We start from the raw sequence: 15,514 nt of genomic DNA on the forward strand, positions 1-15,514 counted from the left end.
GTCCCCGTCCCCACCCGTCCCCACCCGCTCTACCTGCCCCGCGATCTTGCAGTTTCAGCCCTCATCGTGCCCGATTCATACCGGTATCGGGGGGCTGAAAGTGCAAGATCGGCGCCGGTGGAGGCGCTGGCGTGGGTGTAGATCCTCGTTCGGCTGGAGCTGCGGAGAGCCTCCCGATGAGCGAGATCGGCGTTCCACTCGGCGGGAGCGGTGGAGATCTTGGTAGGAAAGGGCCCTTATGGGGGCCGTTTGGTACCAAGATCTCGTCGGGAGTCGGGAGTCGGGAGTCGGGAGTCGGGAGTCGGGAGTCGGGAGTCGGGAGTCGGGAGTCGGGAGTCGGGAGTCGGGAGTCGGGAGTCGGGTTGACTACGCCCGGCTCGCGGATCGGCGCGGGTGGGCCGCGCGTCGAGCGTGGTCGGGGAGGCTGCGGCCGGGCTCAGAGGACGTCGAGGACGAGGCACAGCCAGGCGCCTCGGCGGCGTTCCAGGCGTACCGCGATCGCCCAGCTCGCGCCTCCGGCGCCGGCGAACACGGCGGTGGCCTCGACCGCGCCAGCGCGAGGCTCGCACACCCGCAGGCGCCGCAGCAGCAGCGCCGGCCGGGCGTTACGGCGGCGCACCGGGGTCACCCGGCGGGCCGCGCGGGTCAGCTCGGCAGCCACCGGGCCGGCCGACTCGGGCAGGCAGAGCGGCCGGAGCTGACCGGGTGGCCGGAAGCCGTTGACGATCTCCAGGAAGGTGCGGACGAACCGGTGCGCGGCCCGCGCTCCCTCGGGTGTGGCGGACGCGAGGGCTGACGCCGGGGTGCCGGTCCAGCGTGGCCAGGCGGGTGCCGGGTCCGGGGCGCGGCCGGCGGGGCGTGCGGCGGCGCGGCGGCGCGGGTCGGCCAGGTCGAGCGTGAGCTGACCGACGGGACTCCAGAGCGGTTCCTCGTCGGTGCATGGCGGATCGAGCGGCGGGGCGGGCCGGAGACGGACCGGCGGGCGGGGTGCTCGGGGACGGCGGGTGTCGACCATCTCGAATCCTTGCGTTTGCCTTCGTTTGCCTCCGACAGGTTCTCATCATTCCGGACGCGGACGACCGTCGTCAATGGCGGGCGGTCCCGGCGACGTTACTCCTCGTCGCGCTCGCCGAGCGGGTTGCCGCGTACCCACTCGGCGGTCTCGGCGTACTTGCGCTCGATGTATTCCTCCAGCCGGGCGCGCTCGACCCGCCACTGGCCCCGGCCGCCGATCTTGATCGCGGGCAGTTCGCCGCTGCGGACCATGTGGTAGACCTGCGAGTCCGAGACGTTCAGCTCGGCGGCGACGTCGGACAGCAGCAGGAACCTCGACTCCACGGTGACTCCCGGGGTTGGTTGCGTTTGCTTCAGTTTGCCATCACCTGGTGACACCGTCGCGCGCCCGTTCGGGAGACACACCGGCGGGACACTTCACCCGCGCGGGTGCCGGGTGTATGACGGTCTCGGCGTACGGCATGATCGGCGCCCGGAGTCGGCGTCCGCCGGCGATCGGCCTGAGTGTGGGAGTGACCCGTGACCGACGAGCTTGTCCGGGTGTACCTGCCGGCGACCGTCCCCATGCTCGCCCGGCTGCGCGAGGAGGGGCTGAGCGCCGAGGCGGCGCACGCCGTGACCCCGGAGCTGCGCGAGTGGTACGCCGAGGGCGACGAGGAGGAACTGGAGTACGTGGCCTTCACCCGGGCCGCCCAGGACGCGCTGCTCCTGCTCCGCAACGACCCCACAGCGCCCCGGCGACGGGTGGTGGTCTCGGCCGACCTGCCGGCCCGTGCGGTCGGCCGGGTCGACGGCGAGCTGGGGTCGAGCGTGGTCCGGCCGGCCGGGCCGGTGCCGGTGAAGTCGGTCGCCGCGCTGCACGTGGACGGCACGGACGCGGTCGAGGACGTGGCCGCGGCCGTCGACGTGGTCGTGGAGGCGCAGGCCGGTGACCCGGACGCCCAGTTCACCGTCGACGGCGCCGAGGACCACGAGTTGGAGTGGTACGACGTGACCGAGCTGGACCTGCTGCTGCGCGAGGCGGGCTGACTGCCGGTTCAGGCCGCGGGCTCGTCCTCGTCCTCGTCCTCGTCCACCGGGCGCGGGCCGAGCGTGCGCCCGAAGACGATGAGCGTGGTCAGCGCACCGACGAAGAGCACCCAGATCCCGTTGTCCACCCGTGAGGTGCCCAGCGCGGTCTGTGCCACCTCGTCGGCCTCGCTGAGCGCGGCGGCCAGGTCGAGCAGCCCGCGCCCGCCGATCCGGATGATCACCTCGGTGAGCAGCAGGAGCAGGCCCGCGCCCGCCCCGGCGACCAGGTACGCCGGCCAGCGCAGCGGCGACGCCGCGCCGTCGCGGCGCTCCGCCCGGCGGCGGGACCAGGTGAGGTAGAGGTACGCGGCCAGGCCGGCGAGCAGCCCGGCGAGCAACGACTCGGTACGCGAGACCCACTTCGCGGCGTCGAGCATCGACTGCTGGGTCTCCCCGGCGCCGAACAGGTCGGACAGCGGATCGCGGGCGCGGCTGAACAGCACCACGAAGATCTGCGCGGTGAGCGTCGCGAGGGTGATCGCCCCCACCACCCGGGCCTGGCGCGCGCCGGCCATCGCCCCGCCGATGATCGCGGCCGCCGCCGCGGTGCCGGCGATGGTGTTCGTGGTGGCGTTGTCCGCGTACGTCAGGTTGATCGCCACCGCGGTGACGAGCCCGACCAGGAGGCCGGTGCCGACGGCGGCCAGGAAACGCAGCGTGGCGCGGCCCAGCCGGTTGGTCGCGAGCAGGGCGACAGTGGCGCCGGTGACCAGCGCCGCGGTGATGACGCCGGGCAGCGCGTACGCGGAGAGGCTGATCGCGGTGACGCCGGCGGCGGTCGAGTGGATCGCCTCGCGGGTGGACCAGAGCATGGCGGCCAGCCACCCGATCGACACCAGGGCGAGCACGAGCGCCCCCGGGGCGAACTCGGGGCGCCCGGTCGCGAGGGCCTCGTCCACGCTCGCCTCGCCGGCCGACGGCGAGACGGCCTCGGGCTCGTCCGTCTCCGCGGCCGTGGAGCTGCCGGGCTGGTTGCTCATCGTCTCCCCTTCGACGGTCGCCGGATCGCCCCGCGCCGGGCCGGGCAGGTCACCGGCCATCCAGCGTACGCGGCATGCCGCCGCCACTCGGGTGGGCCGGGCACGGCGGGCGCGAGAACCGAGCGCGCCGAAGGATCAACGACGCGTCATCCCGTACTCCGATGTTTCGTCGGTTGTGGGTGGGCTGCGGCCGAAGGTCCGGAGACGGCCGGGCTGTCCGGTGTACCGGGGAGGCGCGGCCCGCGGGGGCGTCTCGTGACAGAATCGGGCCAGGTCCCGCCGCCGCTGACCCCGCGGTGTCCGGCGTCCGGCCGCCGGCCGGCGCCCGCGGGTCCGGTTTCGCCGTCGCCGTCGAGATCGCCAGGAGCCTGTGATGGACGCCGTGTTCTCCGTACCCGAGCCGGTCAACGAGCCGGTTCACACCTACGAGCCCGGCAGCGCCGACCGGGAACGGCTCCAGCGGCGGCTGGCCGACCTGGCCGCCGAGCGGATCGAGCTGCCGATGACGATCGCCGGCGAGCGCCGGATGGCCGGCGGCGCGTCGATCGACGTGGTGCAGCCGCACAAGCACGCGCACGTCCTCGGCGTGACCGGGCACGCCACCCACGACGACGCGCGCGCCGCGGTCCGCGCCGCCAAGGACGCCGCGCCGATGTGGCGCGCGCTGCCGTTCGAGGAGCGGGCCGCGATCTTCCTGCGCGCCGCCGACCTGCTCGCCGGCCCCTGGCGGGACACGCTCAACGCGGCCACCATGCTCGGCCAGTCCAAGACCGCCGTCCAGGCCGAGATCGACTCGGCGTGCGAGCTGATCGACTTCCTCCGGTTCAACGTGCACTTCGCCCGGCGGCTCCTGGCCGAGCAGCCGCTGTCCTCGCCCGGGGTCTGGAACCGCCTGGACCACCGGCCGCTGGAGGGGTTCGTCTACGCGATCACCCCGTTCAACTTCACCGCGATCGCCGGCAACCTGCCGTCCGCGCCGGCCATGCTCGGCAACACGGTGGTCTGGAAGCCGTCCCCGACGCAGCAGTTCGCGGCGCACTTCACCATGCGCCTGTTCGAGGCCGCCGGCCTGCCGCCCGGCGTGATCAACATGGTCACCGGGCGCGGCGAGGAGGTCTCCGAGGTGGTGCTGGCCGACCCGGACCTGGCCGGCATCCACTTCACCGGCTCGACCAAGGTGTTCCAGCACCTGTGGAAGACCGTCGGCGACAACATCGCCGGTTACCGGGGCTACCCGCGGCTGGTCGGCGAGACCGGCGGCAAGGACTTCGTGGTCGCGCACTCCAGCGCCGACGTGGACGCGCTGCACACCGCGCTGATCCGGGGCGCCTACGAGTACCAGGGCCAGAAGTGCTCCGCCGCCTCGCGGGCGTACGTGCCGCGGTCGATCTGGGAGGGTGGGCTGCGCGACCGGCTCGCCGCCACCGCCGACTCGCTGACCTACGGCGACGTGACCGACTTCAGCAACTTCGGCGGCGCGGTGATCGACGACAAGGCGTTCGGCCGGCACACCGCCGCGCTGGAGCTGATCAAGGGCGACGACTCCTGCCGCATCCTGGCCGGGGGCACCGCCGACGACTCGGTCGGCTACTTCGTCCGGCCGACGCTGTTCGAGTGCTCCGACGCCGCGCACGAGACGTTCACCACCGAGTACTTCGGGCCGATCCTCGGCGTGCACGTCTTCGACGACGCCCGCTTCGACGAGGTGGTCGCCCAGGCCGAGTCGATCGCGCCGTACGCGCTGACCGGGTCGATCTTCGCGACCGACCGCCGGGTGGTCGACCAGGTGGCGGAGAAGATGCGGTACGCCGCGGGCAACTTCTACATCAACGACAAGCCGACCGGCGCGGTGGTCGGGCAGCAGCCGTTCGGCGGCGCCCGGGCCAGCGGCACCAACGACAAGGCGGGCTCCTGGCACAACCTGGTCCGCTGGATGTCGCCGCGGACGATCAAGGAGACCTTCGTCCCGCCGACCGATCACGCCTACCCGCACATGGGCTGAGGCGCTCCACGAGGGCCCGTCCCGGCCGGGGCGGGCCCTCTTCCTCATCCGACAGTGCACATCGGACCCGTCATCGGGTGCCGAAATGAGCAAATCCTGGACGCCAGAGCCGACAAAGTGGCAGCTTAGAGGGCATGGCGGAATCCGGAGTCAACCCGACGGCAGCAGCTCTGCTCGGTCTGCTGCACGACGGCCCGATGACTGGCGGCCAGTTGATGGCCGCCGCCGAGCGCCGGCTGGCGCCGTACTGGTCGATGACCCGCAGTCAGGTCTACCGGGAGCTGCCGGTCCTGGCCGAGAAGGGTCTGGTGCGACTCGGCAAGCCCGGGCCGCGGATGAGCCAGCCGTACGCGCTGACGGCGGCCGGGAAACGGACATTCTCCCGCTGGCTGGCGGAGAATCCCGGCAAGGACACCATCCGTAACCCGATAGCGCTACGGATCGCGTTCGGCAACCTGCACTCGTCGAGCCAGCTCAAGAACCTGTACGCCTCGGCGAACGAGTACCACACCGAGGCGCTGGCGGCGGTGCGGGAGCAGGTCAAGAACGCCAAGAAGGAAGGCGACAGCTACGACGCCAGCGCGCTGGAGTTCGCCGTCGCCTACCACAAGGCGGCGCTGTCCTGGCTGAAGACCGCGCCCGTCGGCTGACCACCTGCGGCGACCAGGACAGGCAGCGCCGACTTTTCGCGCGTGACTGCGGGGCTCGCAAGCTCACTCCTCGCACGCGCCGGTAGTCTTGTCTGTCGTGACCGCTGCCGATTACGCCGAACAGCTCAAGGAACTCGACGCCACGCTGCGCAACATCGAGGCTGTGCTCGACCTCGACAAGCTGCGCGAGCAGAAGGCCCGGCTGGAGCAGGAGGCCTCCGCGCCCGACCTCTGGGACGACCAGGCCAAGGCGCAGCAGGTGACGTCGCAGCTGTCGTACGTGAACGGCGAGATCACCAAGCTCGGTGACCTGCGCTCCCGGCTCGACGACGCTGGGGTGCTGCTGGAACTGGCCCAGGCCGAGGACGACCCGGGCGTGCTGACCGAGGTCGAGTCGGAGATCGCCGGGCTGACCAAGGCCATCCAGGAGATGGAGGTCCGCACGCTGCTCTCCGGCGAGTACGACTCGCGGGAGGCGCTCGTCGCGATCCGGGCCGGCGCCGGTGGCGTGGACGCCGCCGACTTCGCCGAGATGCTGCTGCGGATGTACCTGCGCTGGGCCGAGCGGCACGGCTACCCGACCGAGGTCTACGAGACCTCGTACGCCGAGGAGGCGGGCCTGAAGTCGGCCACCTTTACGGTGAAGGTGCCCTACGCCTACGGCACGCTCAGTGTGGAGTCCGGCACGCACCGGCTGGTGCGGATCAGCCCGTTCGACAACCAGGGCCGCCGGCAGACCAGCTTCGCCGGGGTCGAGGTGCTGCCGGTCACCGAGCAGACCGACCACATCGACATCCCGGAGAACGAGGTCCGGGTGGACGTCTACCGGTCGTCCGGGCCGGGTGGGCAGAGCGTCAACACCACCGACTCGGCGGTGCGGCTGACCCACATCCCCACCGGCATCGTGGTGACCTGCCAGAACGAGAAGTCCCAGCTGCAGAACAAGGCCTCCGCGATGCGGGTGCTCCAGGCCCGGCTGCTGGAGCGCAAGCGGCAGGAGGAGGAGGAGAAGCTGGCCGGCCTGAAGACCGGCAGCACCAGCTCCTGGGGCGACCAGATGCGCTCGTACGTCCTGCACCCGTATCAGATGGTGAAGGATCTGCGTACCGAACAGGAGACGGGCAATCCGTCCTCGGTCTTCGACGGTGACCTGGACAGCTTCATCGAGGCGGGAATCCGCTGGCGGAAGCAGCAGCAGCTCAGCGCTGACAGTGCGTGATCACGGTTGGACGCAGCGCGTCATCGATCTCGGTCTGACCGGGTAAATCGATGACGCGCACCGCTTCGACGGGGCGTGGGGCTTGGCTCTGCGGTTACACCGCGTAGACTACCGACCCGTGATTCAGCTTGAGCAAGTGACGAAGACGTACCCGAAGGCGTCCCGGCCTTCGCTCGACAACGTGTCCGTCTCGATCGAGAAGGGTGAGTTCGTCTTCTTCATCGGTCCATCCGGCTCCGGCAAGTCCACCATCATCAAGTTGCTGCTGCACGAGGTCACGCCCAACAAGGGCCGGGTCGTCGTCAACGGCAAGGACGTCACCTCGATGCGTTCCTGGAAGCGACCCCACTTCCGGCGTTCCATCGGCTGCGTCTTCCAGGACTTCCGGTTGCTGCCGAACCGCACCGCGTACGAGAACGTGGCGTTCGCGCTGGAGGTGATCGGTAAGACGAAGGCGGTCGCCCGCCGGGTCGTGCCGGAGGTGCTGGAGCTGGTCGGTCTCGGCGGCAAGGAGCACCGCTACCCGCACGAGCTCTCCGGTGGTGAGCAGCAGCGTGTCGCGGTGGCCCGGGCGTTCGTCAACCGGCCGCTGATCCTGCTGGCCGACGAGCCGACCGGAAACCTGGACCCGGACACCTCGATCGAGATCATGCGCCTGCTGGACCGGATCAACCGCACCGGTACGACCGTCGTGATGGTCACGCACGACTCCAACATCGTGAACCAGATGCGGCGCCGGGTCATCGAGATCGAGAGCGGCCGCATCGTGCGCGACCAGGCCCGCGGCGTCTACGGCTGAGCCGGACGACGTTCCGTAGACCCTGACGACGAAACCTCACGCCGGAGAGCCGGAGGAATATCCCGATGCGGATGAAGTACGTCCTGTCCGAAGTACTGGTCGGGCTGTGGCGCAACGTCACCATGACCATCGCCATGATCATCACAATGGCGGTGTCGCTGTTCATGCTGGGCGGCAGCGGCCTTCTTTACCAGAAGGTCGGCGACATGAAGGACCTCTACTACGAGAACGTCGAGGTCTCGATCTTCCTGAAGACCGACGCCACCAAGGAACAGGTCGACGCGCTGGGCCAGCAGCTCGGCCAGGACCCGCTGGTCAAGGACTCGACGTACGTCAACAAGGAGCAGGCGTACGAGCGCTTCCAGCAGATGTACGCCGACGCCCCGGACCTGGTCAGCGCCGTCAAGCCGGACCAGCTTCCCGAGTCGTACCGGGTCAAGCTGAACGACCCGGAGCAGTACAAGGCGATCTACGACAAGTACAAGACCGCCGAGGGCATCGACACGATCGTCGACCAGAGCAAGCTGCTCGACAAGGTCTTCGGCGTGCTCAGCGGCTTCCAGAACGGCGCGCTCGCGATCGCCATCGTGATGGCCGTCGCCGCCCTGCTGCTCGTCGCGAACACCATCCAGGTCGCCGCGTACAGCAAGCGGCGTGAGGTGGCGGTCATGAAGCTCGTCGGCGCGTCGAACTGGTTCATCCAGGCACCGTTCGTGCTGGAGGCGGTGGTGGCCGGTCTGTTCGGCTCCATCCTGGGCCTGCTCGCGTTGATCGCGGTGAAGCTGCTGGCGGCGGGCAGCTCGATGGCGGCCCTGGAGGGCCTCATCACGCCGATCTCCTGGTCCGAGATCTTCCTGACCTTCCCGCTGATGGCCGCCGTCGGTGGCGTGGTCAGCGCGGTCACCGCCTGGGTCACGCTCCGGTTCTACCTGCGGGTCTAGTCACCTCGTACGGCTCACCGAGGGCCCTTCCGCGCCGGAATAAACGGCGCGGGAGGGCCCTTGTGGTTCCGGTAGCATGATCTCCGCCCGCCGGCCGGTGGCCGGTGAGTCGATCAGGAAGGGGGTGGCGCCGATGCCACGGGAAAAGGGTCGCAAGGTGGTCGCCTCCAACAAGAAGGCACGCCACGACTACGCCATCCTCGACACGTACGAGGCGGGCATGGCGCTCACCGGCACCGAGGTCAAGTCGCTGCGGGCCGGGCGCGCGTCGCTGGTGGACGCGTTCGCCCAGGAGCGCGACGGCGAGATCTACCTGCACGCCATGCACATCCCGGAGTACGCGCAGGGCACCTGGACCAACCACGAGCCCCGGCGTACCCGCAAGCTGCTGCTCAACCGGCTGGAGATCGACCGGCTGCTGGGCAAGCTCAAGGAGAGCGGCCTGACGCTGGTGCCGTTGCAGGTCTACTTCTCCGACGGCTGGGCCAAGGTGGAGATCGGCCTGGCCCGGGGTAAGAAGTCGTACGACAAGCGCCAGGACCTCGCCAAGCGGGACGCCGACCGGGAGATCGCCCGGGCGGTGGGCCGGCGTGGCAAGGGCATGGGTGAGTGATACGTCCGGTTCGTCCGGTGGCCCGCGTCGAGCGGGCCTCGGGATGAATCCGGTTGCGCCAGGCGTTAGGCTTGGTGTGCTGCCGACAGGGGCAGCGCTACGAGGGGGTGACTGGTTTCGACTTCGTACGCAGCGACAGGGGAAGCGAGCCGAGGAAGCCGACGTCGTCTCGAGAATCGGTCGTCGGAAACCAATAAGCGCCAAGAACAATCGCGCTGACTTCGCTCTCGCCGCCTGAGGCGAGTAGCAAGTCTGTCGGCCTGGGAGCGCCTTCGACCCAGTTTGCCGGCATCAGCTAGAAGGCTGGCCAACCGGACCCGGTCGCGGGGTCCGTGCGGCGAGATCAATCAGCGACTGGGCCCGTCACACCAACTTGCTCGCGTGAGCGGTGGGGCCGAGTAGAGGCATAGCGAGCTGCGCTCGGAGAAGCCCTGACAAACCGGCGAAGGACCCGGGTTCGATTCCCGGCACCTCCACCACACGACCTGTGCGCCTCGGTCCACCGGACCGGGGCGCACAGTCGTGTCCGGGGTGGTTGAGACCTCTGGGGCCGCTGATACAGACGGGGCAGATGAGGCGGCGCCGACGGCTGGACAGGCCCTCGAACCGGGTCCACCATCGCCATACGGGTTCGCACCCAGCAGCGGGAGGTGTCCCATGGTCACCAGTCCGATCCAGCAGCCGACCGCCGCGCTCTCGGGCGTCGCCGGTGGCCTGCGCGCCCTCGGGCGCTCGCCGACCACCGGGCCGCGCTGGCGGGAGCGCCTTCTCACCGATCTGGACCCCGTCCGGCGGGGGTTCACCGAACACGTCCGCGTCACCGAGGGAGCGGGTGGGCACTACGCCGACCTGGTGCGCGCCGCGCCCCGGCTGGATCGGGGCGTACGCCTGCTGGTCGGCGAGCACGCCGCGATCAGCGCGGCGCTCGCGGCGCTCCAGCACGCCGTACGCCTGCCCGGGGTGTCCGCCGATGAGGTGCGGGCCCGCACCCGCGACCTGCTGCGGGCGCTCGACCGGCACCGGCGGCTCGGCGCCGACCTGCTCTGGGAGGCGTACCAGGCCGACCTCGGCGGCGAGGACTGAGCCCGGGGAACCGGCCGGGACCGGCGCGCGTCCAAGCGGTATGCGTCGCGTCGTCGCCCTGCTCGGGATCCCGCTGCTGGCCCTCTCCGCGTGCGCCGCACCCGGTGGGGTTCCGGTGCGTACCCCGCCCACCGGCCCGGACCAGCGGCCCGCGTTCACCGAACGGGCCGAGGAGGTCGCCGCGGGCTGGCGGCCCGGGCCGGGCTGGCGCGACGGGTACGTGCCGCTCCAGGACGCCACTGTGCTCACCGGCGACCCGGGTTTCACCGAGGAGACGAAGACGGCGTTCGGCGCCGGCTGGTACCGGGACCAGATCCCGATCCCGGCCGCCGTGCCGAAGGACGGCACGATCCGGTTCACCGACGGCACGCTGCGGGTGCCGCTGGTGAGCGCCGCCGACGCGTACGCCCAGCTCCGCCAGGGCGACCCGCCGCCCTGCGACGGGCGCCCGGCCGCACCGGACCCGGCACCGACCGGGCGGCCCGGCCCGGACGACCCGGTGTCGACGTCGGCGCCGGCCCCGTGCGTCGCGCTCACCGTGACCGGGGTACGGCTGGGCACCGCGCCGGTGTGGACCAGCCGGGGCCGTGCCGAGGTGCCCGCCTGGCTGTTCACCGTGGACGAGCTGGCCGTGCCCGTGGCGCGGATCGCTGTCGCGCCGCGCGTTACCGGCCGGGTTCCCGGCGGCGCGGTGCCCGGTGAGCCGCTGCCGAACGGTCTGGTGTCCGCGCAGCAGCTCCGGGCGGTCGAGGGCGACCGCATCGACTACCTGCTCGGCGTCGGGGCCTGCGACGGCCCGCCCACGCCGCTGGTGCTGGAACGGCCGGACGTGGTGGTGATCGGCGGTGCCGTGGTCCCGCCCACCGGCCCCTGCACCGCCCAGCTCGTGCTGAAGCCGGTGAGCGTCACGCTCGGCGCGCCGGTGGGTGGCCGGGCCGTGCTGGATGCCGCCAGCGGCGCCCCGCTGACCGTCCGGCCCGGCTGAGGCTCACAGGATCCGCGGCACGTCGGTGCTGATCGGCACCGGCAGCACCGTCGGCCGGTCCGCGGCGAGCGCGGCCGCGAGCGCCGCACCGAGCCCGTCCAGCGTGGTCACCTCACCGGCGCAGCCGTAGCCGTGTGCCACCGCCGTGACGTCCAGCCCGGGCAGGTCCAGCGCCGGCACGCCCGGGGTGTGCTTCAGCTCGGCGAACGCCTTCAGGATCGCGTACTGCTGATTCACCGGGACCACGACGGCGAGCGGCAGCCGCAGCCGCGCCGCCGTCCACAACGCCTGCACCGAGTAGTGGAACGAGCCGTCGCCGACCACCGCGACCACCGGGCGACCACGCCCGGTGTCGCGTTCCGCGAGCGCCAGGCCGACCGCCGCCGGCAGCCCGAAGCCGAGACCGCCGCTGGCCATCGTCAGGTACGAGCGCGGCCGCTCGATCGGCAGCCGGCGGCGCAGCGCGGCCAGGTTGGACGGCGACTCCTGCACCAGCACCCCGTCTGCCGGCCATGCGTCTGCCAGCGCGGCGAACAACGCGTCGGCGCTCGGCGGATCGGCCGGCTCCGGCGGGGCCGGCCGCGGGCGCGGTGACGGCGCCGCCCGGTCGGTCGCCGGCAGCAGCTCCCGCAGCGCGGCCATGGTCAGCCCGGCGTCGCCGAGCAGGCTCTCCCCGACCGGGGCGCGCGCCGCCTCGTCCGGGTCGTCGGTGACGTGCAGCAGCCGCGCGTCGCCGGGCAGGTAGTCGCCCGGCACGTGCGGGTAGTAGCGGAACACCGGCGCGCCCACCACCAGCACCACGTCGTGGCCGCGCAATGCCTCCGACAGCGGCCCGATCGCGTACGGCAGCACGCCCCGGAAGTGCGGGTGCCGCTCGGGGAACACGGCCCGCTCCGGCGCCGGGGCCGCCCAGACCGGGGCGGCCAGGTGCTCGGCCAGCGCGACCGCGTCCGGCCAGGCGTCCGACCGGTCCACCGCCGCGCCGAGCACCAGCGCCGGGGCGCGGGCGGCGGCCAGCGCCCCGGCGAAACTCCGCAGCCGGTCCGGGTCCGGCGCGATCCGGGTGGCGACGGTACGCACCTGCGGCGGCGGGTCGGCCGGACGGTCCCAGTCGTCCATCGGCAGGGAGAGGAAGACCGGGCCGGCCGGTGGCTGCACCGCCGAGGCGTACGCCCGCATGAAGGCCGCCGGGATGTCCTGCGCGCGGGCCGGCTCGTGGGCCCACTTGACGTACGGCTGGGCCAGCTCGACCGCCCGGGGGCTGGCCAGGCGCGGCTCGATCAGCAGCATCTCGCGGGTCTGCTGGCCCGCGCTGACGATCAGCGGCGTCCGGTTGTGCCAGGCGGTGACCAGGTTGCCCATGCCGTTACCGGTGCCCGGCGCGGTGTGCAGGTTGACGTGCGCGGGCCGGCCGGTGCCCTGGGCGTAGCCGTCGGCCATCGCGACCGCCGACGCCTCCTGGAGCGCGTGCACGTAGTGGAAGTCGGCCGGGAACTGCTGGAGGAACGGCTCCTCGGTCGAGCCGGGGTTGCCGAAGACCGTGGTCAGGCCGAGCGCGCGCAGCAGGTCGTAGGTCGCCTCCCGCACCGTCGCCATCGCCCGCTGCCTCCGTTCCGTACGCGGATGCCGGAGCCGGCCCGGTGCCCAGTCTCCCGACCAGCCGAATCTATCGGGCCGAAGGCGGCTTTTCGGGCGCTTCCCGCGCTCAGGGCAGCGGAAACGGCAGCTTGATCCCGTCCAGCGCGCTCCCGCACCCGCACTCCCGCTCGGCAGGCAGCGCCGCGACGGCGTCCAGCAGCAGCCCGCGCAGCCGGTCGGTGTTCTCCGCGAAGACCCGGAACACCTCCTCGTGGGTGACCGACTCGCCCGCCTCGACGCCCGCGTCCAGGTCCGTGACCAGCGCGATGGACGTGTAGCAGAGGGCCAGTTCGCGAGCGAGCACCGCCTCCGGGTGGCCGGTCATGTTGACGATCGTGCCGCCCATCGAGGCGAACCAGCGCGACTCCGCCCGGGTCGAGAAGCGCGGGCCCTCGACCACGACGACGGTCCCGCCGTCCACCGCCGGCACGCCGCGCCCGGCCGCCGTGTCCAGCAGCGTGCGCCGCCCGGCCGGGCAGTACGGGTCGGCGAACGACACGTGCACCGCGCCCCGGTCGTAGTAGGTCTGCGCGCGCCCGCTGGTGCGGTCGATCAACTGATCCGGCACCACGAACGTCCCCGGGCCCAGCTCCGGCCGCAGGCCACCCACCGCGCAGGGCGCCAGGACGTGGCGTACGCCCAGCGACCGCAGCGCCCACAGGTTGGCCCGGTAGGGGATCAGGTGCGGCGGGTACCGGTGATCGCGGCCGTGCCGGGGCAGGAACGCCACCCGGCGACCGCCCACCTCGGCGACGGTGATCGGGCCCGACGGCTCGCCGTACGGGGTGTCCACCACGTGCTCCACCCCGTCGAGCAGGGCATAGAGCCCCGACCCGCCGATCACCGCCAGTTCGGCCTGCGCCGCCATCCGGCCCTCCCTCGATCCGTCGTGATCACCCGCCCGTCAGACCTTAACCAGCGGGCCGGGCGCAGGCTATGGTGCGTGACATGGCGTTGACAGGGTGGACGGTCGACGGCCTGGGGCCCGTACGGGCGCACGGCTGACGGGTGTCGGACATGCAGAGTGAGGGGCAGGCGATCGGTGGCCGAGCCATGGAGTCGATGACCGGACGACTGCTGGTCGCGACACCAGGGCTCAAGGATCCGAACTTCGACCGTACGGTCGTGCTGCTCGTCGCCCACGAACCCGGCGGCGCCCTCGGGGTGGTGCTGAACCGGGCCACCGAGGTCTCCGTGGCCGACGTGCTCGGCGACTGGAGCGACCTGGCCCGCGACCCGGCCGTGCTGTTCGAGGGCGGCCCGGTGCAGCCCGACTCGGCCATCTGCCTGGCCCGGATGCGGCACCCCGTCCGGCCGGTCAAGGGCTTCCACCGCGTCTCCGGCGCGGTCGGCACCATCGACCTCTCGGTCGACCCGGAGAAGCTGCGCGAGGCCGTCGGCGGGATCCGGGTCTTCGCCGGCTACTCCGGCTGGGGCGCCGGGCAGGTGGAGCGCGAGATCGAGGAGGGCTCCTGGTTCGTGTTCGACGCGCTGCCCGGTGACGCCTTCGTCGACCGGCCGGATGATCTCTGGCCGATGGTGCTGCGCCGGCAGGGCGGCATGATGGCCGCGGTGGCCCACTTCCCGCCGGACGTGGCGCTGAACTGAGGCGGGTGCGGGCTGACCCCCGCGAGATGACCATGCCGGGCGGCGTGTGTATAGTTCTCTCCGTGCCCGGGCGACCGGGGACGACCGCAAGGGGCCGTGGCGCAGCTGGTAGCGCACCACACTGGCAGTGTGGGGGTCAGGGGTTCGAGTCCCCTCGGCTCCACCCGAGCGAAACACCCTGGTGAGGGACATGATCCCGCGCCGGGGTGTTTGTCGTATCTGTGCGCTGATCGCGCATCACCCGGCACCGACTAACCGTGCCGGACCGGTACGGGGCGCGGCCTACGGAGACCTTGAAGCAGGCGCAGCAGATCGGGCCACGTGTCGGCCAGTGCGGCGTCCCGGTCCGGCGCCTCGGCGATCCGTAGCACCGCCTCGTTCATCGCGCCGGAGAGCAGGGTGGCGGTTGCCTCGGGCGAGTTGACCTCCAGGTGCCCCTCCGCCGCCAGCGCGGCCACCGCCTCGGCCAGATGGTGCCCGGAAGCGGCCGCGTCCTGGCTGCGCCACGTGCGCCAACCCATCACCGCGGGCGCGTCGACCAGCAGGATCCGCCGGTAGGTGTCGTCGACGCTGGCGGTGAGGAACGCCCGGCAGCCGGCGACCAGGCCGTCCCACGGGTCGGCGACCGCCTCGGCGGCGGTGGCGACAGCGGCGGCGACCCGCTGTTGCGCGGCGGCCGCAACCGCTTCGAACAGATGCTGCTTGTTGCGGTAGTGGTGGTAGACCGCGCCCCGGGTGACCTGGGCGGCGGCGGCCACCTCCTCCAGACGGACGGCGGTGTAGCCGCGTTCGGCGAACAGGGTCGTCGCGACGTCCCGGATGCGCCGGCCGGTGATCTCGCTCTGCTCCTTGGTGGCTCGCGCCATACCGCACCTTCTCTTACATGCGCCGTGTATGTATATTCCTCTTAC

Annotated in this window: 16 protein-coding genes, 1 tRNA gene and 1 other RNA gene; 12 read left to right on the forward strand and 6 right to left on the reverse strand. The window is 71.9% G+C overall.

What is annotated here, in order from left to right; genetic code table 11:
* Positions 1–436: 436 nt before the first annotated feature.
* Both V6U82_RS08505 and V6U82_RS08510 read right to left on the reverse strand, forming a co-directional pair.
* The gene (locus tag V6U82_RS08505; RefSeq protein WP_334460265.1) at positions 437–1,015 is read right to left on the reverse strand and encodes an Rv3235 family protein; all 579 of its coding nucleotides are present in this window, start codon (positions 1,013–1,015) and stop codon (positions 437–439) included.
* Between the two features lie 95 nt (positions 1,016–1,110).
* The gene (locus V6U82_RS08510; RefSeq protein WP_013474124.1) at positions 1,111–1,338 is read right to left on the reverse strand and encodes a helix-turn-helix domain-containing protein; all 228 of its coding nucleotides are present in this window, start codon (positions 1,336–1,338) and stop codon (positions 1,111–1,113) included.
* 195 nt (positions 1,339–1,533) lie between these two features.
* Here V6U82_RS08510 and V6U82_RS08515 point away from each other — a divergent pair, with 195 nt between their 5' ends.
* A complete protein-coding gene (locus V6U82_RS08515; RefSeq protein WP_334460268.1) occupies positions 1,534–2,043 on the forward strand; it encodes a DUF6912 family protein in 510 nt (169 codons plus the stop codon).
* 8 nt (positions 2,044–2,051) lie between these two features.
* Here V6U82_RS08515 and V6U82_RS08520 read toward each other — a convergent pair whose 3' ends face one another.
* A complete protein-coding gene (locus tag V6U82_RS08520) occupies positions 2,052–3,065 on the reverse strand; it encodes a hypothetical protein (RefSeq protein ID WP_334460269.1) in 1,014 nt (337 codons plus the stop codon).
* 373 nt (positions 3,066–3,438) lie between these two features.
* Here V6U82_RS08520 and pruA point away from each other — a divergent pair, with 373 nt between their 5' ends.
* The 9 genes from pruA to V6U82_RS08565 all read left to right on the forward strand — a co-directional run bounded on the left by pruA (position 3,439) and on the right by V6U82_RS08565 (position 11,357).
* A complete protein-coding gene (gene pruA / locus V6U82_RS08525) occupies positions 3,439–5,067 on the forward strand; it encodes an L-glutamate gamma-semialdehyde dehydrogenase (RefSeq protein ID WP_128137587.1) in 1,629 nt (542 codons plus the stop codon).
* A gap of 134 nt (positions 5,068–5,201) precedes the next feature.
* A complete protein-coding gene (locus tag V6U82_RS08530; RefSeq protein ID WP_216932198.1) occupies positions 5,202–5,717 on the forward strand; it encodes a PadR family transcriptional regulator in 516 nt (171 codons plus the stop codon).
* A gap of 97 nt (positions 5,718–5,814) precedes the next feature.
* Positions 5,815–6,936 (forward strand): peptide chain release factor 2, encoded by a 1,122-nt coding sequence (prfB, locus tag V6U82_RS08535; protein ID WP_128137586.1) that lies wholly within the window; start codon positions 5,815–5,817, stop codon positions 6,934–6,936.
* Between the two features lie 118 nt (positions 6,937–7,054).
* Positions 7,055–7,735: a cell division ATP-binding protein FtsE gene (gene ftsE, locus V6U82_RS08540; RefSeq protein WP_013284225.1), complete on the forward strand. Its 681-nt coding sequence runs from the start codon at positions 7,055–7,057 to the stop codon at positions 7,733–7,735.
* A 65-nt stretch (positions 7,736–7,800) separates the two neighbouring features.
* Complete coding sequence (gene ftsX / locus V6U82_RS08545) at positions 7,801–8,676, forward strand: permease-like cell division protein FtsX (protein ID WP_128137585.1); 876 nt, start codon at positions 7,801–7,803, stop codon at positions 8,674–8,676.
* A gap of 133 nt (positions 8,677–8,809) precedes the next feature.
* Entirely contained in the window at positions 8,810–9,289 is a 480-nt protein-coding gene (gene smpB, locus V6U82_RS08550) for an SsrA-binding protein SmpB (RefSeq protein ID WP_030271124.1), read from the forward strand.
* A 103-nt stretch (positions 9,290–9,392) separates the two neighbouring features.
* Positions 9,393–9,768: a transfer-messenger RNA gene (ssrA, locus tag V6U82_RS08555) on the forward strand.
* 178 nt (positions 9,769–9,946) lie between these two features.
* On the forward strand, positions 9,947–10,372 hold the full coding sequence (locus V6U82_RS08560) for a hypothetical protein (protein WP_334460273.1): 426 nt from the start codon (positions 9,947–9,949) through the stop codon (positions 10,370–10,372).
* A 40-nt stretch (positions 10,373–10,412) separates the two neighbouring features.
* A complete protein-coding gene (locus V6U82_RS08565; protein WP_334460274.1) occupies positions 10,413–11,357 on the forward strand; it encodes a hypothetical protein in 945 nt (314 codons plus the stop codon).
* Positions 11,358–11,360: 3 nt separating this feature from the next.
* Here the strand turns inward: V6U82_RS08565 and mdlC are convergent, their stop codons facing one another.
* Entirely contained in the window at positions 11,361–12,953 is a 1,593-nt protein-coding gene (gene mdlC / locus V6U82_RS08570; protein WP_334460275.1) for a benzoylformate decarboxylase, read from the reverse strand.
* Positions 12,954–13,062: 109 nt separating this feature from the next.
* Positions 13,063–13,863: an S-methyl-5'-thioadenosine phosphorylase gene (locus V6U82_RS08575; protein WP_334460276.1), complete on the reverse strand. Its 801-nt coding sequence runs from the start codon at positions 13,861–13,863 to the stop codon at positions 13,063–13,065.
* A gap of 149 nt (positions 13,864–14,012) precedes the next feature.
* On the opposite strand from V6U82_RS08575, the gene V6U82_RS08580 reads away from it, so the two are divergent.
* Together V6U82_RS08580 and V6U82_RS08585 are read left to right on the forward strand one after the other, a co-directional pair.
* Positions 14,013–14,603 (forward strand): YqgE/AlgH family protein, encoded by a 591-nt coding sequence (locus tag V6U82_RS08580; RefSeq protein ID WP_091418814.1) that lies wholly within the window; start codon positions 14,013–14,015, stop codon positions 14,601–14,603.
* A 90-nt stretch (positions 14,604–14,693) separates the two neighbouring features.
* Positions 14,694–14,766: transfer RNA gene (locus V6U82_RS08585), tRNA-Ala, on the forward strand.
* Positions 14,767–14,854: 88 nt separating this feature from the next.
* On the opposite strand, the gene V6U82_RS08590 is transcribed toward V6U82_RS08585, so the two are convergent.
* Positions 14,855–15,469 (reverse strand): TetR family transcriptional regulator, encoded by a 615-nt coding sequence (locus tag V6U82_RS08590; protein ID WP_334460279.1) that lies wholly within the window; start codon positions 15,467–15,469, stop codon positions 14,855–14,857.
* Positions 15,470–15,514: the final 45 nt, after the last annotated feature.

This window comes from Micromonospora sp. CPCC 205554, from assembly GCF_036902745.1.
Classification (GTDB): Bacteria; Actinomycetota; Actinomycetes; order Mycobacteriales; family Micromonosporaceae; genus Micromonospora; species Micromonospora tulbaghiae.

Excerpts from the sequence above, each read along its gene's own strand:
- V6U82_RS08505 (WP_334460265.1), bottom strand. The coding sequence starts at position 1,015 with ATGGTCGACACCCGCCGTCCCCGAGCACCCCGCCCGCCGGTCCGTCTC.
- V6U82_RS08520 (WP_334460269.1), bottom strand. The coding sequence starts at position 3,065 with ATGAGCAACCAGCCCGGCAGCTCCACGGCCGCGGAGACGGACGAGCCC.
- pruA (WP_128137587.1), top strand. The coding sequence starts at position 3,439 with ATGGACGCCGTGTTCTCCGTACCCGAGCCGGTCAACGAGCCGGTTCAC.
- V6U82_RS08530 (WP_216932198.1), top strand. The coding sequence starts at position 5,202 with ATGGCGGAATCCGGAGTCAACCCGACGGCAGCAGCTCTGCTCGGTCTG.
- ftsX (WP_128137585.1), top strand. The coding sequence starts at position 7,801 with ATGCGGATGAAGTACGTCCTGTCCGAAGTACTGGTCGGGCTGTGGCGC.
- smpB (WP_030271124.1), top strand. The coding sequence starts at position 8,810 with ATGCCACGGGAAAAGGGTCGCAAGGTGGTCGCCTCCAACAAGAAGGCA.
- V6U82_RS08560 (WP_334460273.1), top strand. The coding sequence starts at position 9,947 with ATGGTCACCAGTCCGATCCAGCAGCCGACCGCCGCGCTCTCGGGCGTC.
- V6U82_RS08565 (WP_334460274.1), top strand. The coding sequence starts at position 10,413 with ATGCGTCGCGTCGTCGCCCTGCTCGGGATCCCGCTGCTGGCCCTCTCC.
- mdlC (WP_334460275.1), bottom strand. The coding sequence starts at position 12,953 with ATGGCGACGGTGCGGGAGGCGACCTACGACCTGCTGCGCGCGCTCGGC.
- V6U82_RS08575 (WP_334460276.1), bottom strand. The coding sequence starts at position 13,863 with ATGGCGGCGCAGGCCGAACTGGCGGTGATCGGCGGGTCGGGGCTCTAT.
- V6U82_RS08580 (WP_091418814.1), top strand. The coding sequence starts at position 14,013 with ATGCAGAGTGAGGGGCAGGCGATCGGTGGCCGAGCCATGGAGTCGATG.
- V6U82_RS08590 (WP_334460279.1), bottom strand. The coding sequence starts at position 15,469 with ATGGCGCGAGCCACCAAGGAGCAGAGCGAGATCACCGGCCGGCGCATC.